The 21,431-nt window shown below is 71.2% G+C and carries 18 protein-coding genes; 14 read left to right on the top strand and 4 right to left on the bottom strand.

What is annotated here, in order from left to right; all coding sequences use genetic code 11:
- Positions 1-139 precede the first annotated feature (139 nt).
- The 6 genes from ACFYNX_RS26230 to ACFYNX_RS26205 all read left to right on the top strand — a co-directional run bounded on the left by ACFYNX_RS26230 (position 140) and on the right by ACFYNX_RS26205 (position 7,458).
- Positions 140-1,102: a hypothetical protein gene (locus ACFYNX_RS26230; RefSeq protein WP_388664659.1), complete on the top strand. Its 963-nt coding sequence runs from the start codon at positions 140-142 to the stop codon at positions 1,100-1,102.
- 131 nt (positions 1,103-1,233) lie between these two features.
- On the top strand, positions 1,234-1,524 hold the full coding sequence (locus ACFYNX_RS26225) for a WhiB family transcriptional regulator (protein ID WP_388665062.1): 291 nt from the start codon (positions 1,234-1,236) through the stop codon (positions 1,522-1,524).
- A gap of 313 nt (positions 1,525-1,837) precedes the next feature.
- Positions 1,838-2,131 (top strand): hypothetical protein, encoded by a 294-nt coding sequence (locus ACFYNX_RS26220; protein ID WP_388664657.1) that lies wholly within the window; start codon positions 1,838-1,840, stop codon positions 2,129-2,131.
- A 285-nt stretch (positions 2,132-2,416) separates the two neighbouring features.
- Complete coding sequence (locus ACFYNX_RS26215; protein ID WP_388664655.1) at positions 2,417-3,451, top strand: bifunctional DNA primase/polymerase; 1,035 nt, start codon at positions 2,417-2,419, stop codon at positions 3,449-3,451.
- Between the two features lie 92 nt (positions 3,452-3,543).
- Positions 3,544-5,043 carry a hypothetical protein gene (locus ACFYNX_RS26210; RefSeq protein ID WP_388664653.1) on the top strand — a complete coding sequence of 500 codons (1,500 nt, stop codon included), beginning with the start codon at positions 3,544-3,546 and terminating at the stop codon, positions 5,041-5,043.
- 1,554 nt (positions 5,044-6,597) lie between these two features.
- Positions 6,598-7,458, top strand: coding sequence for a hypothetical protein (locus ACFYNX_RS26205; protein ID WP_388664651.1), 861 nt, complete (start codon positions 6,598-6,600; stop codon positions 7,456-7,458).
- Between the two features lie 37 nt (positions 7,459-7,495).
- Here the strand turns inward: ACFYNX_RS26205 and ACFYNX_RS26200 are convergent, their stop codons facing one another.
- From ACFYNX_RS26200 to ACFYNX_RS26185, 4 genes are all read right to left on the bottom strand, one after another.
- Positions 7,496-8,731, bottom strand: coding sequence for a hypothetical protein (locus tag ACFYNX_RS26200; RefSeq protein ID WP_388664649.1), 1,236 nt, complete (start codon positions 8,729-8,731; stop codon positions 7,496-7,498).
- Between the two features lie 6 nt (positions 8,732-8,737).
- Positions 8,738-9,130 (bottom strand): hypothetical protein, encoded by a 393-nt coding sequence (locus ACFYNX_RS26195; RefSeq protein WP_388664647.1) that lies wholly within the window; start codon positions 9,128-9,130, stop codon positions 8,738-8,740.
- A gap of 804 nt (positions 9,131-9,934) precedes the next feature.
- Positions 9,935-10,417, bottom strand: a complete 483-nt coding sequence (locus ACFYNX_RS26190; protein ID WP_388664645.1) for a hypothetical protein — start codon at positions 10,415-10,417, stop codon at positions 9,935-9,937.
- Positions 10,418-10,644: 227 nt separating this feature from the next.
- Entirely contained in the window at positions 10,645-11,997 is a 1,353-nt protein-coding gene (locus tag ACFYNX_RS26185; RefSeq protein ID WP_388664644.1) for a hypothetical protein, read from the bottom strand.
- A gap of 209 nt (positions 11,998-12,206) precedes the next feature.
- Here ACFYNX_RS26185 and ACFYNX_RS26180 point away from each other — a divergent pair, with 209 nt between their 5' ends.
- The 8 genes from ACFYNX_RS26180 to ACFYNX_RS26145 all read left to right on the top strand — a co-directional run bounded on the left by ACFYNX_RS26180 (position 12,207) and on the right by ACFYNX_RS26145 (position 21,326).
- Entirely contained in the window at positions 12,207-12,395 is a 189-nt protein-coding gene (locus ACFYNX_RS26180; protein ID WP_388664643.1) for a hypothetical protein, read from the top strand.
- Between the two features lie 281 nt (positions 12,396-12,676).
- Positions 12,677-13,033: an SH3 domain-containing protein gene (locus ACFYNX_RS26175; RefSeq protein WP_388664641.1), complete on the top strand. Its 357-nt coding sequence runs from the start codon at positions 12,677-12,679 to the stop codon at positions 13,031-13,033.
- Positions 13,034-13,310: 277 nt separating this feature from the next.
- Positions 13,311-14,777, top strand: coding sequence for an MFS transporter (locus ACFYNX_RS26170; RefSeq protein WP_388664639.1), 1,467 nt, complete (start codon positions 13,311-13,313; stop codon positions 14,775-14,777).
- Entirely contained in the window at positions 14,774-15,880 is a 1,107-nt protein-coding gene (locus ACFYNX_RS26165) for an aminotransferase class I/II-fold pyridoxal phosphate-dependent enzyme (RefSeq protein WP_388664637.1), read from the top strand. Before ACFYNX_RS26170 ends, ACFYNX_RS26165 begins: the two co-directional genes overlap by 4 nt.
- A 490-nt stretch (positions 15,881-16,370) precedes the next feature.
- Positions 16,371-16,697, top strand: coding sequence for a cupin domain-containing protein (locus ACFYNX_RS26160; RefSeq protein ID WP_388664635.1), 327 nt, complete (start codon positions 16,371-16,373; stop codon positions 16,695-16,697).
- A 395-nt stretch (positions 16,698-17,092) separates the two neighbouring features.
- Positions 17,093-17,989, top strand: a complete 897-nt coding sequence (locus tag ACFYNX_RS26155) for a hypothetical protein (RefSeq protein ID WP_388664633.1) — start codon at positions 17,093-17,095, stop codon at positions 17,987-17,989.
- Between the two features lie 199 nt (positions 17,990-18,188).
- Positions 18,189-19,616, top strand: coding sequence for a hypothetical protein (locus ACFYNX_RS26150; protein ID WP_388664631.1), 1,428 nt, complete (start codon positions 18,189-18,191; stop codon positions 19,614-19,616).
- Between the two features lie 519 nt (positions 19,617-20,135).
- Positions 20,136-21,326, top strand: a complete 1,191-nt coding sequence (locus ACFYNX_RS26145) for a helix-turn-helix domain-containing protein (protein ID WP_388664629.1) — start codon at positions 20,136-20,138, stop codon at positions 21,324-21,326.
- Positions 21,327-21,431 lie beyond the last annotated feature (105 nt).

Genomic DNA, 21,431 nt, shown 5'->3' with positions numbered 1-21,431 from the left:
GGGCGGCATGCTGCTGTGCCCGATGCCTGGCTGCGGGCCATTCGCCCGCGTTGTGGCCAGCCCTTCACGGCGCCACCACTTCGCCCACCCCGTCGGAGTCGACCACGTCGGCGGAACCGGCCCGGAGACCTTGTGGCACTTGAGCGCGAAGGAACTGCTGGCCCGGTGGGTCGCCGGGGAACCGACCCTGCGCGGGTGGCGGGTGCACGTCGATGACACGCCCATCACCATGCCCGACGGCTTGCGGCGGCCCGACATATTGGCCATTTCCCCCGATGGCGCGGCACGAGTCGCCTTCGAGGTCCAGTACTCCGAACTCACCGGTGAGCAGTGGCGCGCACGGCACAGCTTCTACGCCCGGGCCGGCGTCGTCGACATCTGGCTCTTCGCCCACCACGGGCCCCAGTGGCGCACCCGGGCGGTCACCGGCCCCGCGCGCCAGACGGAACTGGCACACCACGACCCGCGATGGACCGCCGCTGTCGGGCTCAGCGGCCTGCACCAGGCCATGCTCCAGGACGGCGTCACTCCGCTGTGGCTCGACCCGACCGCCCGAACTGTAGGAACCGCTACCGCGCGGTTCGCTCCCGCCGCCCCACCCCGCCGTCGGCCCAGCCGCCTCGTCCGCGATCCGGCTCTCTACGTCCTGCCCCCGCAGCAGGACTTCCGCGCGTGCTATCTCGAGGCCGACCCCCTGGAGGAGTGCCGCATCGATCTGGCCGGTGGCGAACTCCTCACCCCTGCCCGCGCCCGGCAGCGCCTGGAGCACGAGAGGCTGCTCGGTGACCAGGAGGAGGCCCGGGAGCGTCTGGCCGCCCTGCAGGAGCAGCGCAGCCGGGACAACGACGTTCGCCGTCAGCAGGAGCAGCAGCGGCGGCGGGAGAAGGCACAGGCGTACGCCGCCGAACAGGAGGAGGCCCAGCGGCAGGCGGACCTGCGCGCGCGCCAGGAGCAACAGCGGCGCGACGAGGAGCGGGCGGCGGCCCAGGACCGGCAGGTGGTACCGCCGCTGGACCAGTACCCGCGCCTGTTCGACGTCGGCCCGGCACCTGCGCCTCGAAGGCGCGGCTGGTGGCGCATCAGGCGACGTCGGCAGAGGTGACCTGCGGCAATACCACGGGGACACGGTCACAACCGAGAAGGGAAGGGTCGGCAGAACACATCAGCGGATCATCTCCCCAACGGCTTAGGGTCGTCTTGGAGAGAGCGTTTCGACGGGGAGGGGCCAGGGTGCTGAGCAGGGAAGACCACTGGAATGAGAGCGCGGCCTGCCGGAGCGTCAATCCGGACGAGCTCTTCGTGAAGGGCCCGGGCCAGAACCGCGCCAAGGCGGTGTGCACCGGATGCCCGGTCCGCACCGAGTGCCTGACCGAAGCCCTCCACAACCGGATCGAGTTCGGCGTGTGGGGCGGCATGACCGAACGTGAGCGCCGGGCGCTGCTGCGCCGCCGCCCCAACGTCACCTCCTGGCGGCAGGCCCTGGAGGGCACGTGCCGCGAACAGGGACAGCCACACGCGAGCTGAGCACCCACCACCACCGAACAAATGACCGTTCGGTGCGCGGGCGCGGCGCCAAGACGGCGGTCCTCGGGGGCCGATGAGCGTCTCCGGCTTGCCCTCTCCAGGAAACCGCAGGTCACACGTATGGCGGCCGGTCCGTAAAAGAAAGCTTTCCGTGCTGTATGGTCAGCGACGCTATACAAAAAGTACAGCGGCGTGTCGAGTACGGACTGCTGAAGCACGGGAGGGTGCCATGCCTGGCCTGGTTCACGATGAGGCAATGCCTGGCCTGGGGGACAGTGAGGCTGCGTCTCAGGAGCCAGATGAGCTGAAGAACGTGCGCGTGATCATCCGGCACATTCAGTCTCTGACCCAGGAGACCTACGTCGATCTCGGCGCCGCCATCGGTATGAGGGGACTCCTGGTGGGCCGTCGGCAGAACGGCTCCACCGACTGGTCCGTCAATGAGCTGGGCCGCATCGCCCGGCACTGGGGCTTCGAGCTCTCCTGCCTCTTCACCACCGTCAAGGACGCCGTAGCGGCGATGGACGAAGAGCGCCTGACCGAGCTGCGCGCAGCCAAGGGTCTCAGCCCCCTGGACCTCAAGCCGTCGACGCCCGTCGCGGCCTGACATGGAACGAGCCCGGGACCTTGTGGTCCCGGGCCCTGAAGGTTCCGCGTTCTCCCTCGCTAAAGGTCCGCGGTCCCTTCCCGATCAAGCCGTGATGCCGGTCTGAACCCACATCACTCGTCCCGGGTCACCCCGGGCGCGTACTCCACTGTAACGGGGAGACCGCGTTCATGGGGAGTCGCCGTACAGGGCGTGAGGGTGGAGAGGGCGGCGACACGGCGGGAAAGAGCACAAATGCAGACAACACCGGCACCAGGTCCCGGTTCCTCGGGACGTTCCTCACCATTGAGCGTCGCTCTCTGGTGCGCTCGGCAGGGCTGGTACGTCCATCCGCTGTCCCCCGGCCTGAAGGTCCCGGCAGCCAACTGCTTCCGCTGCCCCTCGGCAGCCAGCGGCCAGCAGCATCCCGACTACCCCGTGCACAAGCCCGACGCGTGCCCCTGCATCGCACTGGGCCGCTACTGCCACGGAGTGCGCGCCGCCACTATCGACCCGGACCTCATCCAGCGGTGGTGGGCAGAGAACCCCGGCTTCGGTGTCGGTGTGGCCGCAGGCCCTTCCAACCTGCTGATCGTCGACCTCGACATGCACCAGTCGACCCCGCCTGCCCCGGACAAGCTCCTGCCCGGCCTTGCCCTGCCCGCGGACCTGGACCTGGCATCGGTGCGCACCGGCGAGCACGCCCTCGGCCTGCTGTGCCGGTTGCGCCGCGCGCCCCAGCTCGTCAGCGACCCGCCCCAGACCTTCACCGTGCGCACCCCCTCCGGAGGCCTGCACCTGTGGTACCAGGTTGCCGACGGCGGTCAATGGCGCCCGGACAGCCGCGGCCACCTCGGCTGGCAGATCGACATCCGAGCCGACCGCTCCTACGCCGTCGCCCCCGGAACCCGCACCCGCGACGGCCTCTACGCATGCGAGGGCGCCATCCGCACCCCCGCCCCGCTGCCCCGCTGGCTGGCCCACGACCTGGCGCGTGTTGGGCTCAAGCACCGCACTCACAGCGCACATCGCGGCCGTCTTCCTGTCTCGCTGCCTCGCGTCGCGGCAGGCCGCGCATACGTTGCCGCCGCCGTACGGGCCGAGCTCGACGCCGTTGCCTCCTGCCGGGCCGGCCGCTCGGATCAGCTCAACCTCTCCGGCTTCGCGCTGGGCCAGTTCGTCGGGGCCGGCCTGCTGGACCGCGCCGAAGTTCATCGGGCCCTGACGGATGCCGCCGAACGCGCCGGAATCGACCCCGCCGAGCGGAAGGCGCAGTCCACCATTGAGCGGGCGCTCGAGGCGGGCAGCCGACACCCGCGCCGAACGGGGGCATCGGCATGACCGAGATGCCCACAGCCGCCCCCACCGTCCCGGCGCCGGGTGCTGCTCACACGCACGGCACACACTCGGAGAACGCAGCGGCTGCGGCGGCGATGACCGCACGGCTGCCCCAGCGGCCGGAGGAGGACAGCCCCCGCAAGGTCTCCCAGGCCGACATCCTGCGCACCATCGGCGAGACCGGCTACCGCTTCGTCCGCCATGACCAGACCATCTACGCGGTCGCCGTCGACGGCGGACCGGTCGCGCGCCCCATCCGCTCCAAGGGCGGGGGAGTGGGCACCGGGTCCCTGCGGCAGTGCCTCATCCGGGAGTTCGTGCTCTCGACCGGCCGCACTCCCAGCCAGGCAGCCCTCGCCGACGCGCTTGCCTCGCTGGAAGCCATGGCGATGGACACCGCCTCGCAAGAGGTGCACCTGAGGGTGGCACCCGACCCCGAGGACGCGAACACCACCTGGCTCGACCTCGGCCACACCGACGGCACCTCGGTGTGCATCGAACCCGGCCGCTGGTCAGTTCTGGCTCCCCACTCCGGCGACGGGCCGCTGTGGCGGCGCTCGCGGCTCCTGCGCGAGATGCCCATTCCCGAGCACCCCCCAGGCGGCTGGCAGCACGGCCTGGAACTGCTGCGCACGATCCTGCCCATGAGCAACGAATCCTGGCCGATGGCCGTGGCCTGGCTCCTTGCCGCACTGCGTCCCCGCATGCCGCGCCCCGTCGCCTACCTCACGGGCGAGTCCGGCACCGGCAAGAGCACCGGCGGACGGATGATGTTGCGAGTGGTCGACGGCATCGACGCCCACCTGCGGTCGGTCCCCAAGACCGAGGACGACCTGGCCGTCACCACCGCCGCCGGCTGGTGCCTGGCCCTGGACAACCTCTCCGGCATCCCGGGCTGGCTGTCGGACTTCCTGTGCCGCGTCGTCACCGGCGACGCCATGATGAAGCGGGAGCTCTACTCCGACGACGACGTCACCGTCGTGCTCTACCAGCGGCCCGTCCTGCTGACCGGCATCGACCTCGGCGCTCTCAACGGCGACCTCGCCGACCGGATGCTCCCGATCGAGCTCTACCCGATCCCCGGCCGGCAGCGACGCACCGAGCGCAAACTCTGGGACGCCTACGCCGAGGCCCACCCGCTGATTCTCGGCGGTCTCCTCGACCTGGCCGCGCTCGTCTGGCAGAAGATGCCGGAGGCCGACGCCCACCTCGACGAGCGGCCCCGCATGGCCGACTTCTCCGAGATGCTCTGGGCCCTCGACCAGGTCACGGGCTGGTCCACCCTGGCGACCTACAGCGGCGCCCAGGAGGCACTGATCGACGACGTCATCGACGGCGACGAACTGGCCACCGCCGTCCTGCAGTGGGCCCTGTCCCACGAGCAGCCCTGGACCTGGGAAGGCCCCGCAGCCCGGCTCATGAGCATCCTCACACCTCCGCCCCGGGCAGAGGACTGGCCGCGCACACCGGCCGTCCTCTCCGGCCGCCTGCAGCGTGCCGCACCGGCCCTGCGCCGCCGTGGTGTCGACGTGCAGAAGATGCCCCGGACCAAGACCGGAAGGCCACTTCGAATCTCCACCGAGCCCACCATCTGATCCCTCCACCTCCAAGCTCGCCCCCCGCCCAGCCAAGCCGACTGGGCGGGGGCTTTCTCGTTCAAGACCGAGAACGGGTAGTGGCGGGAGCCCAACCCCGTCCGCCCGCGCACACTGCCCTCACCGGCTGAGAGTGCATAGAACACCAGCCGGGCCGCGGGCGGCATGGGGCTGGTGACGCACTCTGTGACCTGGTGACGCACCGGTGACGCACTTGGTGACGCACTTCCCCCTCCCCAACAACTCCCTGACCTGCATAAAGAGGCCTAACCTCGCGAACACGGTGACGAGGTGACGCACTTTGCGCCCTTCTCTCTGTTGAGAAAATGAGAGGGAGAACAAGGGTAGAGAGAAGCCCGCAAAGTGCGTCACCTCGTCATCGGCGAGCCGGTCAGCCATAGAAAGACGCAGGTCAGACGCTGTTCTAGCAGGAAAGAAGTGCGTCACCACCTGCGTCACCTGACCGTCACCCTCGTCACCAGGTGCGTCACCCCTGCAACCCGCCCCTCCGGCGGCGGCCAGGGACACCGACACTCCCGGAGTGCTTCCCCGGGGCGAAGCCCCACGCTGCTTGAGGCTGCCCGCCACGGTCGCGAACGAACCGTTCGCCCCTGCCAGCCCGACGCGATCCGGCCAGCCTCCCGGCCGAGTCGCCCTGCGGGCAATCCCGCGCTGCGCAACCGGAGGCACACCCACCCGGCCCGTCGTCCCACCTCGCGGGACAGCGCCGCCCGTACCCGTCCTGGCCCCCGTGCCGCCGCACAGACTCGCCCTGGCGGACAGGACTAAGGCGCCTTGGACCGAACGGAAAGCCCCCTTTTGATTCACCTCGCACCAGAAGCCATCTACGCCGAGCACCAGGAACGGCTGCGGGACGCCGGACAGCAGCGCCTCGTCGCGGCCGCGGCCGCCGAGCGCCGCCGTCGGCTCCGAGCCGCGCTTGCCGCCCGCCCCGGCCGGATACGCCGTGCGGTCCGCACTCTGCGCCGGACCGCCGCCGAAGCCCTTCGCGCACGCCACTTCGCCAGCAGCAGGACGGCGCGAGCCGATGACCCGCCACCCGCACGACGACCGCCCTCTTCGGATGCGCGGTCTGGACCCGGCCGGTACATCTCGGCGCAACAGCCGTCCAGCCGGGCCCCGTTGGCGTCCGCCGGGAAAGAACCATCGCCGTCCGTGAGAGGACCGCGCAGGACGTAGTCCGAATCGCAGGCGAAGGGCAGCACGGATGTGTTCCCGTTCCACCAGAGCACCTTGTAGTCCCTATTGCTCAGGGTTCCCACTGGTGGACAGAGCGAGGGATCGGCATCAGGCGGTGCAGGAGGCACTGCTGCGCCAGTCCTTGAGGCCTTCACAGCACCGGACGGAATGGGCATCCGCAGCGCGGGCCAAGCGGGTGCACCACCTGAGGCACACGCCACCGCCCCCACCCCCTGCCCGGGCAAGCGTCCCAGGCCACGCTGCCGCACCTTTGCCTGAATTCACCAGCGCGCGCCCCAGCCGACAGCGGACAATCAGGCCGGAAAGACAGGAGGCGGCCGGATGGTTGCGGACATGAAGTTCGAGGACGGTACCCACATCAGGCTGCGGGCGCCGGAGCAGCACGGTGTTGCGGCGGTGGGACTGCTGCCCGGCCTGGGCGCGCACCGGCTGGCCGTACGCATCGACGTCGAGCCGCGCCACGTCGCCGAGGGCATCAACCACCTCACGCTCGCCGGCGAGCTCCGGGCGGCCGAAGGCATCGGCTGGATCGGTGCTGTCCTGCCTACCTTCGTGCCACTGCGTACCAGGGTCACCAGTGTGTCCGTGGAACTCGTCGTACAGGTCACCTCCGCCCAGCTCCTCGCCCTGGAAGAGCACCGCGCCGGCGGCGACCTCGCCGTCCTGCTGGATCTGCGGGGGACCCTGCCGCAGAGCACGGCACATCCTGCCGCAGACCTGCAGGAGACCTACCGTGTGGCCGCCAGTACGTGGGAGCAGCAACTCGAGACCGTGGGTCTGACCGCCTCGTTCACCGTCACCATCCCGCTGCCGATGACGCACGGTCCGATCCGCGAAGCCGCCGAGCACCTGCGCACCGCGGACCGGCAGATCAGGGCAGGCGAATACCCGGACGCGATCCGCGAGACCCGCCTCGCCCTGACCTCGATGCGGAAACTGGGCGTGTGGCCCCGCGGCGGGACCAAGAAGCGCGACGCCCAGGACCAGTCCGACCGGTACGGGATCCTCCTGGACCGGATCACCGGGCAGGCCGACGGCTACGCGGAAGTGATCCAGGCGGCGTTCAACCAGGCCAGCGGCCCCCAGCATAACGACGGCGCCATCGCCTCGGCAGCCTGGACCCGCGCGGATGCCGTCGCCCTCAACGCCCTCGCGGCCGCTCTGCTCCACCGCCTCGCCGCCGACTTGAGCTGACCGCCCGGCGCGCGGACTCGCTGCGCCTTCCGTGGTCCTACCGCAGGCGCGGCGACTGCGGGTCCGGACTGGGCTGGTGTCCGCGAAGGCTCTCGGACACCTCACGTGTCGGCGCAGGCAGCGAGGCAGCGGCCGTACGCCGGCGGCTTGCCTCCTGGAGCTTGGCGGCCATGGCCGCGATCTCCGCCTCCCGCCCCGCGAACGGCTCGCCCGCCTCGGCCCGGCGCGGGCGCTGGCCGGGCCTCAGCTCGCCGATGTAGTCGAACCGCGCCCGGTACTGCTCGCTGGCGTCATACCAGTGCTTGGGGGCGATGGCCGCGTCGATCGGTCTGTCGAACTCAGCAGTGTGCGTCACCCACGGCGTCTGCGGAGCCCGCCAGGCCATGCCCATCAGTTCCACCTCGATCCCCGGTGAATCGCGGTAGGAGACCCAGGTCGCCCGCACGTCGTGCCGCGGCACCTCCTGGCCGGCCGCCAGCCGCACCCGGAACGTGACGTGCGTGATGGCGTCCGCCGACGCCGGGTCGAAGACCTGTTCGTGCGCCATGTCCTCGAACGCGGCTCTCACTGTGGTGTGCCAGCCGGCGCCATGCGGGAGGCTGCCGTGCCCGATGTGATCCAGCAGCCGTTCGGCCCGCACAGCCGCATCCCGCTGCCCGTCGAACAGCACCCGCTGCAGCTCGGCCGGCAGCACCAGCCGGAGTCCGCCGTGCAGTTCCCCGGCCGCCGGGTCGGGCCCCTGTACCTGTGCCGGCCGGTATGCCGACGCCCACTGGGTCCCCTCGGCCTCCAGACGCTCGCCGTACCGGTACTCGGCCGTGCTGTGCCCGTCCAGGCCATTCATCCGGTTCAGGTAGGCGTTGCGGGCCCGCTGCGCCATCACCGCCGGGGCCTCGAAGTACTGGGCCCACTCCCGCGGCGGTCGGTTGTGGATGTTGCGCGCCGGGTCCGGGTCGGCATACCGGTTCCACCAGCGCGCTCCGTCCTGGGGCCGGCCGCCATGGTCGATCCATGCCGTCGGGTGCGCCGCATACAGGGCGTCCATCATCACCGAGGCCAGGTTGCGGCGCTGGAACTCCGGCTCCACCTCCAGCATCCACACCGACAGAGCCTGTCCGTCCGGGTGCACGATGAAGTCCAGGTGCCCGGCCTGCACGCCGCCCACCATCGCCAGCACGCGCTTGGGCGTCCACCCCGGCATGACGTCGGCCGGCCAGTCGGTCAGCCACAGGCCAGTTCCAGCGTTGTCGAGCTGCGCCTCAGCCCCCGCCATCCCCGGCTACTCCCGTGTCGGCGGCAGCCCGACCGCGGCCACGAGGCGGCCGCTGGCGCCCCGGACGCCCGGTAGCGCCGACACTGCGGCGACCACCGCCTGCTCCACCTGCTCCGCAGCTGCTGTACCTGGCAGACCCGTAAGCGCGCCCGGCCCGACCTCAAGCCCGACCTGCACGGTCAGCGATGTGCTCTGCCCGGCCGACATCGGATCGGGGGACGGGTGGGTGACCAGCTGTGCGGTGCACAAGACATCCCCCGCGCGGTGGGGCTGTGTGACGGGCCCGTAGATCACCTCTCCCACGCCGCTGAGCAGCCGCATCAGCCGTGCCACTTCATCGGCGGGGCCGGTCAGCTTTATTTCGGTGAACGCCGGACCGGGCGAGGGCTTGTCACTCATCACTGCTCCTGGGATCGTCCAACCCCGTCCCCTTCGGGCCGGGTTACCCAAAAGGGGGCGGCGATCTGCGCCCCCGGCGTTCAGTCTCTCAGGGGGCTGTGGCCGCTCAGAGCCGAGCCTGCCGCGCCCGGCGCCCGGACGGCGCGAGGTCGGCCGACGGATGCCAGGCCCAGACATCGCGACCGCGCCGTGCGTTCCGGCAGACGGGAAGGGACAGCACCACCGGCCATCCGGCGCAAGCTCCTCCGCCGCCGGCCGCCGCACCCTATGTCCCGTGGGGCGGACCGGCCAGCCGCCCCGGAGGGCTCCCGCTCCCGTCCGGCGGGAGAGCTCCCCCTGGGCGCGCCCGCGGCTGACGCCGACGCCGCAGTTTCGTGGCTACAGAACGAGGCCGCGGGGAGGGCGAGGGTGTCACCAGCCCGCAGGAAGAGCTCAGGCTCCAGCAGCACGGGCGGCATCCATGGAACACAGCTCATGCTCACGGCCGAGTACGAGGACATCACGGCCATGCGAGAAGAAGGCGATCTGGGAGCGTTCATGCGAGTCCTGATCAGTACCGTCCCCGCCCCGCCCGCCCCCTCGCCCACCGACTTCCGCGACCCGGCCCACATCCCGGGAGCCTGGCCAGCCCCCCGGCCCCTGGTCCCGGGGCACATGAGGGCACCTGGGGAACGCGTCTACTGCGGCTGCCTCCAGTGCCACGCCCTCGGGCAGCACTTCGAGTCCGAGAGCTGTGCGTGTCCATCCTGCGCACACCGCAAAGCGCAGAAGCCGGCCGGCCGCCTCGCGCAGTGACGGCCCCCTCTACCCCAAGGGCCGCGCCAGAGCCGTCTGCTCAGGGCGCGGCTCCGGCACCCCCGGGACGGCGCCGACCGCTACCCAGCCACCATCCGCCCCCCGGGCGGCCAGGCCATACCCGGCCAGGCCCTGCAGGTGTTGGACCACCGTGCGCCGGGTGAAACCGACGGCCTCGCAGAGTTCCTCCACCCCGCTCTTTTGGCCCTCGGCGGCCTTCAGCGCGCTCCACGTGCGCTGCGCAGACTGGCCGAGGCCCCCATCCGCCTTGCTCGCGAAGACCGACGGCTCACGTTGCGGCACCGGACCGCTGATGGAAGCTCTCTTCTGCGCGGGCAGGACCACGCTGCCCTGCCCCTCCGCGACGGCGCCCGGGGCAGGTGTGGTCGCGGCCGCGCCCCGGGCAGCCCGCTCCGTACGGGACCGGCCGCCCACCGGCCGGGGCGTCCGGTTCACACGCCGGTGCCTGCGGCCCTTCTCACGCTTGCCCACGTCGGCTCCTCCCAGCAACTCGCTTCCAGCTTCTGCCCTAACGACAGTTCGAGCCCGTGCGGTGCGGAGAATCACTGACACGGCCCAGCGCATCACGGGCCTGCGGCACCGCGACGATATGCGGCGCCACCGTATGGGCGACGTGATGGATCCTGCGAAGGCCCGAGTCATTTCGGCCCGGGCGGCTGCGCGGCCTTCGCGCACAGCCGCCCGGAGACTTCCGACCGCTACCGGCCGCGGCTGCGGGATCCGCTGGAGGGGCGGGCCTGGGCGAGGGAGGGGACCGTCAGATAGTGCTGCCAGCCGGGCGCGTCCTTGGAGTAGTACTGCCCGGGCGGCCCGGCCAGCGGCCGGACGCCGACGAGAGGACTGTCGAACTCCTCGAGTTGTGCGTCCTCCTGCGGGTGGGTCCAGCGCAGGACACGCAGCCGGTGCATCCACTTGTCCCCGAAGTCGAAGAGGTAGCCCAGCTTGAAGCCCGGCGCCAGCATCGCGGACAGGGGCGTTCGCGCGATCGGGATGTCACCGGGGGAGAAGGGCAGGGCGGCCGGCTCGGCCCCGGGGCGGTCGATGTCGATGCGCTCGAAGCTGGCGCCGTAGTAGAAGTCGTCCTCGCCGGGCGGGAGATCCCAGGTCAGGGACTGGATGAAGAACGCGGCGAGATGGTCGTCGTCGCGGGCGAAGACACCGTCGATGGCCTCCGCCAGGTGGATCCAGGTGTGCGACGCGTGGCAGGCGAGTGTGAAGTCGATCGGCACGGACAAGGACGCGCCGCTGACCATGATGACCAGACCGCGGCCCGGATCGGGCGACCCGGCGCGGTGGACGACCCGGCGGCGCGTGGAGCGGCACAGCTCCTCGTCACGCTCCAGCAGGACATCGAGTGCGGGCTCCCTGCGCGCCCGGTCGTAGGAGGGGCGGTAAGGCAAGGACGGCGGAACGTGGGGCATCAACTCCTGGTGCGGATCCACCCCGGTGACCTCGGCCAGCGCGGACCGCAGAAGATACTCGCCGGGCCGGTAGCCGTGATGGGTGTGCCACTGCTTCCACAGCCAGGCGCCGACCATCTGCCCGTCGTGGACGGCCGAGCGGGGCACCGCCGGTCCGTGCTCGGCGATCCAGCCGCGCAGGGCTTCGAACCGTGCCAGCCACTCCTGCCCCGGCTGCGCGTCCAGTCCCCGGCGCGCGAGGTTGCTCTGCTGGCCGGGGTTCAGGTTCTGCCAGCACCGGCCCACCGCCATCAGCGCCTGCGCCCAGCCGATCCCGGGAGCGGGGCCGGTGCCATCGGTACCCACCGACTGCCCGCGGTCGAGCAGGACGGCCAAGACCTCCTCGTCACGGTCCGCCGGGTACCCGGCATCGGCCGGTGCTGATGGTGCTGTCGCCTCCGGGGAGCCGAGGGCGGCGGCGAGCGCGTCGACCGCCTTCTGCCGTCCGACGCGGTCCAGAGGCCGAGGAAGCCGGCCCTGTTCGGCAGCGAGCCGGACGCGGCGCAGGGCTTCCTGGTAGCCGCAGGAGGTCTGCGCGTGCAGGGCCTTGGCGATCTGCTGCTGGTGGGTGGTGTTGCGGTGCTGTGTCACGTCGCTCTTCCGCGCCTGGCACGACCGGCCCACCCCGAACCTGCCTGGCGTAGCGGAGCGTCCCGGACCACGGCAGCACCATCGATCACACGCCGTGTCCTGCGGTCGCCTGGTTCTCCAACAGCCGGTGGTGGGACCGGCCCTGAAACGCGCCACGACGCACGCTCGACGGCAGCCTACCCGGGTGGCGCGACACAGGAAGCCCATCCTTGACTATCGCGATCGTTGAACTCGCCGACCTGCTCCACGCGATGCCCGAACCGGGCACCTTCGACCCGGACGACATCCTCGCCGACGTGCGCGATGACGTGGACCGCAAGCGCAAGCAGTACGCCGACGACCTCACTCCAGTGCCCCGAATGACGCCCGGCCCGCCCTCGGACAGACGGCGGCCATGAGCGCGAAGCCGACGGTGGCGCCAGGCCAAGAACGTGGCTGCACCCGAAACAGCCGCAGCTACCAGGCCCGGTTCCCGTCTGGCGGAACAGCACGCCTGATCGCGGTGCCAGGTCTTGGGAGCACGGCTCGACACGCCAGGGCGAAGGGCCAGCCCGGCGGCAGGCTCGCACCGGACGGGCCGCTACCCAAGCAAACCGCCTCTCTCTTACGACACGACGTGCCGTGCCATACGCGCCACCGGCCCGCCCGTTCGCACACCCGCCTCTCACAGGAGAACTTCGTGAAGACCCTCGCCCGCAGGACTCTCACCCGCGCCAGTGCCGCGCTCGCGCTGACCCTCGCCATGTCCGGGGCCGCCGCCGTCACGGCGACCTCCGCGCAGGCGGCCCCGTCCGTCAACAGCTGCTACATCACCGCCTCCGCCGCGAACGTCCGCTCCAAGGCGAGCACCAGTTCCACGATCGTCGGTGTCGCCTACCGCGGGTGGACGTGCACCGCGCTGGACTACTCCTACCCCGGCGGCATCCAGTGGGCCAAGATCCGCGTCAACAAGACCGGCGTGGTCGGCTGGGTCCGCGACGAGCTCGTCCACTCGCCCGGTGAGGGCGTCACGGTCTGCCTCCCCGGCACCTGCTGAAGCCGGCGCCCGCCGGCGTACACACCGACACCAGGCCGCCGGGCGGCGCGCCCCCGCCGTCCGGCGGCCTTCGGATCCCACACCGCAAAGCTCGCCCACCGCAGTGCTTCCAGCTCCTGGACCTGCGTCATGGACGCCGCTCTCACAACCGGCGAAGGTGCCGCGCGATGGGCCGGTGCGCGACGCCGGGGCAAGACCACCACCCCCTGCGACATCCGTCCTTGGGGCGCGCTCGCGCCGCAGGAATGCTCGCCGATGACATGAAGGAGGAGTCACCGTGGTGCCATCGGCCGCGGCACCCCAAGAAGCCACGACGCTGCCGCGCCCGACCAGCCCGCCCGCCTCTTTCACCCCCACTCTCGCCCGTGCCAACGTGCTGCGCGGCGGCGACGCACTGGCCACCGTGATCCTCACCTACGCCCTGCCCCTGCTGGTTTTGACCTCGACCGGGTCGACGACGCTGACAGGACTGGCCTTCGCCGCCGAGTGGGTTTTGCGCCTGGGCGCTCTGGCCGGCGCAGGCGCCCTGGCCGACCGGTACGGAGCCGCCCGCCTCTTCCGCACCGCGAACGCCTGCCGCACCCTGCTGACCGCACTGGCCATCCCGGCCCTGATCACCCTTCCCCTGGGCAGTGCCGTGGCCGTTACCGCCGTGGTGCTGCTCGGCGCCGCGTGCGGAGGGCTCGCCGAGTGGTCGTTCGTGTCCGCCGAGACCACCGGGGCCAACCTCAGCCGCCGTGCCGGATCATACGCCCACCGCGTCCAGGCCTGGCAGATGGGCATCGACCAAGGAGCCATGCTCACCGGCCCCCTGCTGGGCGGCCTCCTCCTGCTCGCCGGCGCAGGGGCGATGCTCGCCGCGGTGGCCGCCCTGTCCGCCACCGCCTTGCTGGTTCACCCCGCCCCCGCACCCCGCCCCGAGCCCGCCACCACTGCGGCCACTGCCGGGCTGCGCACGGGGTGGCGCACCCTCAAAGCTCTGCCCGGGCTCGGTGTCCTTGTCGCGGGACTCGCCGCCTCGTACTTCGCCTCGGGCCTCCTGCAGGCCAGCGCCCCGATCACCGTCACCCACACCTTCGACCGCCCCCCGGCGGCCGTCGGCGTGATCTGGAGCGCGGCCGCAGCCGCGATGCTGGCCGCGACCGCCCTGTGCCGCCTCCTCATCGACCGCTTCGGCCTGTGGCCCATCGGCGCCACGGCCGCCGCTCTCGCCTCCGCCGCCTGCCTGGCCGCCGCCCTCGCCCCCACCCTGCCCCTCTACACCGCCTTCACAGCCCTGCTCATGGCAGCCCAGGGCGTACTGGGAGTGGTGCTGCGCACCATACGCGCCCGCCTGATCCCCGCCCACGTCTTCGCCCCCACCCTGTCCCTCACGGTCCTGCTGACCGTGGCGCCCATGCCCGCCGCCGGCCTGCTCGTCGCCGCCGTCCCCGCACCCCTGCTGCCGGTCCTCACCGTGTGCTGCGCACTGGTGCAGACCACCGCACTGGCCTGGTGTTTCACCAGTCTGCGCCGCCACACCGCCTCCACATCCCCGGGTGAAGCCCGCCCGCCCATGACCGCCAGCCCCCAACCGTCCTGCCTTTCTCCGGCTCACCGGCGCGGCAGGTGCCCCACGCCTGCCGCAGGCGCAACCTCCCGGCCCGCCACCGAACCGACCGCACCCCGCCTGATCCAGGGACACCCGACCGGAGCCCGTACCGTCCGCGCCCAGCCCTCACACACGAGAAGAGAACACCCATGACCCTCCCCGGCCTCCTGCCCGACCCGAGCCTGGTCCAGGGCGGCGACCTCACGCGCCTTCCCGAGGGGATGATCACCCTCGACCTCAGCCTGTGCACCAACCGGCTCGGCCCGCCCCCGGCCGCCGTGGCCGCCCTGAAAGACTTCCTCGACCACCACGCCGGCCGGCTGATGCCCCCGCCGTACGAGGCGCCGCAGCGCCCCTTTCGGGCCGAGCGCCGCTACCTCGACGCCTTCGCCGACCATCTGGGCACCGACGAGCAGGACATGCTCGCGGGCCGCGGCGTCACCGAGTTCCTCCTCATCCTGGCCCGCCTCCTGCGCGGCGCCCGCGTCGCCGTCATCACCCCCGAATACACCGAGACCATGCGGCGCTTCTCCTACGCCGACTTCATCGGCCCCACCGACACCGCGCGCGACACTCCCGCCGCGCGCGCCGACCGCGTGCGCACCGCGATGCGGACCCACGACTTCGTCATCCTGTCCAACCCCAGCAACCCCCTGGGCCACTTCATCGAGAAGGATGAGCTGCTCGACGCGTGCCGGGCCCATCGAGCCTGCGTGCTGATCGTCGACGAGGAGTACATCCAGTTCCAGCCCGCAGCGCCCACCACCGCCGGCGCGAGCGCCGACAACCTGATCGTCCTGCAGTCCACCGGCAAAACCTTCGGAATCACGGGCACCCGGGCGGGGATGCTGTGGACCCGCAACAGCCGCCTGCGCCAGGCCGTCGCAGACCAACTGCCCACCTGGCCGCTGTCCCTGCTCGACATCGCCCTGGCCACCGCCGCGCTCACGGACGACACCTGGTTCCCGAGCGTGCTCGACCGGATCCACCCCGCCGCCCACCGCCTGCACCACCTGCTGACCGGATGCTTCGGCACCGCCGTCACCCCGTCCGACGTGCACTACCGCTTCCTCCACCTCCCCGACCCGCACCCCGTCCTTCAGCACCTGCACACCCACGGCATCACCGCCCGCCTCTTCACCACCGCCACGCGCGGCACAGCCCCCGGCCTGCGCCTGGCGGCCCCCTCCACGGAAGCGGAGTTCAGACAGCTCCAGCACGCCCTGGACACCCTCCCCGGCCGGCTGCGGCCATGAGAATCACCATCGACACCGAGACCGAGAGCTACGCCGACGCAGCCACCCGCCTGCGCACGGCATACACGCCAGCACCACCCCACGGCCGCGTCCCCGCTCCCTACGCCGGCAAATTCGTCCTGGAACCCCTCCCCGCCGACATCGCGCCTGCAGGGTGGGCGCTCACGTCCATGACGGATGAACGGCCGAAGCCGTAAGGGCAGCCGGCGGATGAGGCGCGCCGCGCCGACGTCTCCAGCCCGGACCCGACCGGTCAACCGGCCCAGACGGGGCCGCGGGAGCCTGCCGGTGCTCAGCGTCTCGCCCGCCGGACCGGCCCGCCGACACAGCCGCCGCTTTCTCCCTCCGGGCGGGACAAGCCCCTGAATCCCCGCCCGGCTCTGCCCCGCTGGCGCAGACTCCGCATACGGGTTCGGCGCCACGGCGCAGCCCGGACCCGTCACCCTACGCACCCACATGCCCCTGAAGAACACAAGGAAGGGATCCGATCATGCTCGCAGGATTCGATGTCACCCGCGCCGACCAGGCGTCACGGCGACAGGTCACGGACGGCATCGCGGTCACGATGCTGCGAGAGGGCACCGACGACGAGCTGTCGGCGATGCTCATCGACTTCGAGCCCGGCGCCGTCTTCGGCGAGGAGCTCCACCAGACCTCGGAGGTCCTCTTCGTCCTGGAGGGCGAGTTCCACGACGGTCAGCAGATCCATCCGGCGGGCACGCTGATCACCGCCACGGCCGGCAGCGTGCACTGGCCGCAGTCCGAGACCGGCTGCCGCCTCCTCGTGCTCTACCCCGACGGGATGGCGGGCGAGTAGCCCCCGCACCGCAACCCTGCAGTCACCCCCACACCCTCCCGGCCCCGCAGGGCCCGTATCCCCACAGCAGCACCCGGTTCGGGAGGGACCGCGCCCTCCCCCTTCCGGACAGCCGTATTCCGGCATGGAGTCCGGATGCCTGCGCCGGACAGCAGCGGAAAGCCCTCGCGTGAACCGGCGCAGGGCCTCGTGAACCGATGACCGCCCACCGCCGCAGCACTCACCGCACCGGTCCCCATCGCCCTCCGCCTACAACCGGCGCCCACCTGGGCGAGGTTCAGCCCTACGCTGCCCCCCGACGACCGGCACCACCGGCAGCCTCACCTCTTGCGGGAGACATCTTGGACACCACCGTGCTGCGGCACCCTTTGATCGCCCAGACAGTCGCCACACTCGTGACCGAAGGCGGCGGAGTGCTCACCTACGACCAAGGCATGGGCGGCCGCGAGACGCTGATCGCGGCGGCCGCCGCTCTGGCCGCCCGCACAGGGGCCCATCTGACGGTCGTGGAGTCGGTCGTCCTGCACGACGAGATCCGCTCCACCATCGCCGCACTGCATCCCACAGTGCAGTACACCGTCCTCTCCGCCCACGACGCCGCCCAGCAGCCCAATCCGGTGCCCGGCGGCGTCCTGGCCGTACACGCCGACCAGCTACGCAACCCCGCTGTGCGCCGGCCCCTGCTCGACCTCGCCCGCGCCGCCGACCACCTCCTCGTGGCCCGCCACGCCTACAGCGACACCACCCTGGACGACCTGGCCGGCCCTGCCCACTCCCTGGACCACCGCGCGTTCAGGAGGCTGGGCCCCGTCCCCAACAGCCCCGGCTTCGTCGCCGCGGCCCAGGACTTCGATGCCGGGCTGCCGTCTTTCACGCCCACTCTCCTTGCGCCAGCCGATCCGCCCGAGGGGCTGGTCGAATGGCAGGAGTCGTTCCAGGACCCCACCTCTCACCTCATGTCTCAGATCGTCGAGGGCAAGCGGCGCTTGATCGAGCAGCTCAAGCAACAGAGCGCCCCCCGCCCGGCCCCGGACGGCGCCGAGCCCATCGACGTCGCCGACCTCGCCGAAGACACGCACGGCATCGACTTCGAGCGGCTTCTGGCCGAGGACACCCGGCAGACCGTGGCGGCCATCGAGCAACGCGTCGCCGAACTGTGCGAACAGATCAAACGCGACACCCAGGCTCGCGCCGCAGCCCCCGCCCACCCCCGCAAGGCCCACCAGCAGGACCAGGCGCAGTCGACCGCCCAGCAGCACCCCGCACCCGGCCACCAGACCCCGGGCCGCTGACCCTTCCTCCGCTACGATGGGCGGCACAGGGCCGGTGCGCCGGCCTGCTGCCCCGTTCCCGCGCCCACGCCGCGAGGGGAACCCTGAGGCCAAGAGTCTGCGACTCGCGCACACCCACAGTGCAGTTCTTCTTGTCGGCAGGCTTGGTCTTCCAGCGGCCCGCGAGGCGTGGAGTGCCGGGCCGGGGACGAGGATCGGCATGTCCAAGAACACCAACCGCCAGCACGACCGGGCCGTGCGTGCCTACATGGCCGAGCACGCCGTGTCCTTCAGCCAGGCACGGCGCGCCCTGGCCGCGACCACGCAGAGCCAGACCAGCGTGCCCGCACCTTCGCAATGGGACGGCTTCACCCCCGAGGAACGCCGCCGCTGGGACGGGGTGAAGCTGTCGAGCCTGGCATCACGGCAGGAGCTGCGCCTGCTCGGGGAGGTGGCCGACGAGCTCGGCTGGTCCATGTACAAGCTCGACGTGCTCCGCTGGAACGACGAACCGGTGATCATCGCCGACCTCGACACTTTCGACGACTACGTCATGCCCCGGCTGCCGCGGTGCAGCGACCGCCAGGACCAGGCATGGCGCGCCCGGATGGCCCGCGCGTTCTGCGACCTCGCCGAGGACCTGCGGGCCGGCAAGGCTCCCATCGCCCGCTGCCACGCCGAAGACCTCGCGCTGATGGTCGCCGCCCACAGAACCCGCGAGGTGGTCGAGCAGGCCAGAGAAATGGACGGTGACCCGGACGCGGTCAACCCCGGCCAGAAGCCGCTGGACGCCGCCGGCCACCTCGCCGACTGGTATCCCGCTCTGGGGCGGGTGAGCCTGCGGCGCAGCGACGCCTTCACCTACGAGGCCCTGGAGGAGGCACTCCTCGGCGCGGCGGAGGTCTATCTGCTGTGGGGCGACGACCAGGGCTTCGAATGCCCCGACCACCCCCTGGGCTGGAAGATGATGAGAGAGGACATGCGAGCCGAACGCTGGTTCGACACCTTCGCCACCACCATCCCCCGCGACCCCGACCGCGGCTTTCCCAAGGAGGTGTGGTCCCGGCTCACCGACCACGCCCGCCGCGCCCTGGCGCACGAGCCCCTCTGGCTCGGCGCCGACCCCGAGCCCGCCACCGACCCGCAGCAGGATTCCACCGCTCCGTACCGGCTGGCCAAGGACGTGCCGCTGGGTGTTGTGTCGGCCGCGAACTTCCTCATCGCCGCATGGCGCCAGCAGGTCCTCAACCTGATCGGCGAGGCGATGCGTACCCGGCACCATGTGTGGCACGTCGAAAGCACCGACCAGGCCTGGCAGACCGACGGACGTACCGTGTTCAGCGACATCCCCGCCGTCGCCCTGGCGCAGGCCCGCCGCCTGCTGCCCAGGGCAACACCCCGGCAGGGTGAGGTCGTCGACATCTACTGGGCCCGTCCCGCACCGGTGGGGCACTACTACCGGCCGCTGTGGTTCCGGGTCAGGGTCTGGGAGATCGAGGACCACTCCACCGGCCCGCGTGATGTCCCCTGGATGCGCATCCAGTGGGCCGACGGCACTCTGAGTCCGGCCCACGCGTACGCGGGTGACTCCGGAATGCCCGCCCGTACCGGTACGCACCGCCGGTCCGGCCCACGCGTACTCGGGTGACTCGATCGCCCGCGTCGACACCAAGGCCTCCTTCCTGTCCGGCCCACGTGCACATGGATGGCTCGTGGTCGGCGTCGATCATGGCTACGGTCACGTCGGCCGGCCCACGTATGCGGGTGACTCGACAATCGAGAACTGGCCCCGGCCGGTCTGGCGGCCCGGCCCACGCGTACGAGGGTGACTCCCGGGTCTGCATCCGCTCGACGGCGGCCCGGGTGCCTGGCCCACGCGTACGCGGGTGACTCGACGACCGTCTGCCCGGCCTGGTCGGTGTCGGCGTCCGGCCCACGCCTGTGCGGGTGACTCCCACGGCCACCACAGCTGCGCGGCATCCGCTATGTCCGGCCCGTCAAGGAGGCTGGGAAGGACCTCTTCGTGAAGGTGTCCGTGCGCGATCCGTCGAAGGTGGCGGGGGAGGTCTCAACGACGAACCCCGCTCCGTGGGAGCGGGGTTCGTCGTGTCCCGCGAAGCCGGTCGCGGGGTACCGTTCTGTTGTCGAAGCAGAACAGGAGCCCAGTATGCACTCTCTGCCGCAAGACCACACCGGCGTACGTATCGCGCGTCTGCGCCGTGAGCGCCACATCACCCAGAAGCAGCTGGCCGACCTCGCCGGAATCTCCTACAGCGCGGTGACGAAGGTTGAACAGGGCACCCTTGAGGCCTCGCCGTACGTCGTGGCGGCCTGTGCCCGCGCCATGCGGGTGGAGGTGGCCACCATCCAGGGCCAGCCCTACCAGGACGACCTGCGCGCGGATCAGCTCGACGTCCTGATAACGCCGATCCGGGCCGCCCTGGACGTCTACGACCTGGGGGCTGACCCCGAGATCTCACCGCGCCCGCTCCGCGAGCTCCGCGAAGCCTGCGAGGACCTGTGCGCCGGTGTTCGTGCCGGCGAGATCAAGAGGGTGGCCGGGGAGGTCGCGGCGCTCATTGAGGAGACGACCACCGCCGCGCACACCCACGGCAGCAGCGACGCGTGGCTGATCCTCGCGTCGCTTTACCGCACGGCGTACGACGTGGCGACGAAGCTGGGCTTCACGGACCTGGCGCAGCTCGCGCTCGCGCGGATGGAGTGGACCGCCCAGCGGGCGAGCGATGCTGTGTTCGGCGGCGCCTACCACTACTTCCGAGCCCTCGCCTATATGCGTGAGGGGAAGTTCCGCACGGGCCAGCGGCTCATCGACCTCGGCCTGAGGACGATCGGGCAGGCGGACGCCTCCCGGGAACGCGACGTCGTCACCGGCCAGCTCCACCTCGGCGGCTCGGTCATGGCCGGCCGCGCGCACGACGAGTCCCAGGCCATGGGCCATCTCGCGCACGCCAAGAGGATCGCGGATCGGACCGGCGAGAGCCCGAAGGTGCTGTGGATGGCCTTCGGAGGGACGAACGTCGAGGTCCACCGGGTTTCCGTCCTCGCCGAACTCGACAAGTACGACAAGGCCGTCGACGCAGCCGACCAGCTCCTCCTTCCCGACGACTGGCCCAAGTCCCGCAAGAGCCACCACTGGGCGGAAGTCGCCCGCGCGCAGATGTGGACGGGACGTCTGGAAGCCTCGTTCGCCAGCCTGCAGAAAGCCCGCAAGGCTGCCCCGCAGCAGGCGAAGTACCACCCGCTGGTGCGGGACACCTACGCCAGCCTCGAGGCCGCGCACCGCCGCCTTCCCGATTCGTTCCTGTCCTACGGCAGCTGGCTGACTTCACAAAGGTGACCCACGGTTAACCTTTGGCCCCAACTATCATTTATTGATGGTAGTTGGGGCCTGGTCATGCCTCCACCATGTCGTTACCGCCGAGCGACATGGAGCCCACCATGA

The sequence above is a fragment of the Streptomyces sp. NPDC007872 genome, assembly GCF_042868165.1.
In the GTDB taxonomy this organism is placed as follows: Bacteria; Actinomycetota; Actinomycetes; order Streptomycetales; family Streptomycetaceae; genus Streptomyces.
This window is presented reverse-complemented; position numbering and strand designations above follow the sequence as displayed.

What these genes read in the sequence shown, in the direction of transcription:
- ACFYNX_RS26210 (WP_388664653.1), top strand. Translation starts at nt 3,544, where the DNA reads ATGACCGCACGGCTGCCCCAGCGGCCGGAGGAGGACAGCCCCCGCAAG.
- ACFYNX_RS26205 (WP_388664651.1), top strand. Translation starts at nt 6,598, where the DNA reads ATGAAGTTCGAGGACGGTACCCACATCAGGCTGCGGGCGCCGGAGCAG.
- ACFYNX_RS26200 (WP_388664649.1), bottom strand. Translation starts at nt 8,731, where the DNA reads ATGGCGGGGGCTGAGGCGCAGCTCGACAACGCTGGAACTGGCCTGTGG.
- ACFYNX_RS26195 (WP_388664647.1), bottom strand. Translation starts at nt 9,130, where the DNA reads ATGAGTGACAAGCCCTCGCCCGGTCCGGCGTTCACCGAAATAAAGCTG.
- ACFYNX_RS26165 (WP_388664637.1), top strand. Translation starts at nt 14,774, where the DNA reads ATGACCCTCCCCGGCCTCCTGCCCGACCCGAGCCTGGTCCAGGGCGGC.
- ACFYNX_RS26160 (WP_388664635.1), top strand. Translation starts at nt 16,371, where the DNA reads ATGCTCGCAGGATTCGATGTCACCCGCGCCGACCAGGCGTCACGGCGA.
- ACFYNX_RS26150 (WP_388664631.1), top strand. Translation starts at nt 18,189, where the DNA reads ATGTCCAAGAACACCAACCGCCAGCACGACCGGGCCGTGCGTGCCTAC.
- ACFYNX_RS26145 (WP_388664629.1), top strand. Translation starts at nt 20,136, where the DNA reads ATGCACTCTCTGCCGCAAGACCACACCGGCGTACGTATCGCGCGTCTG.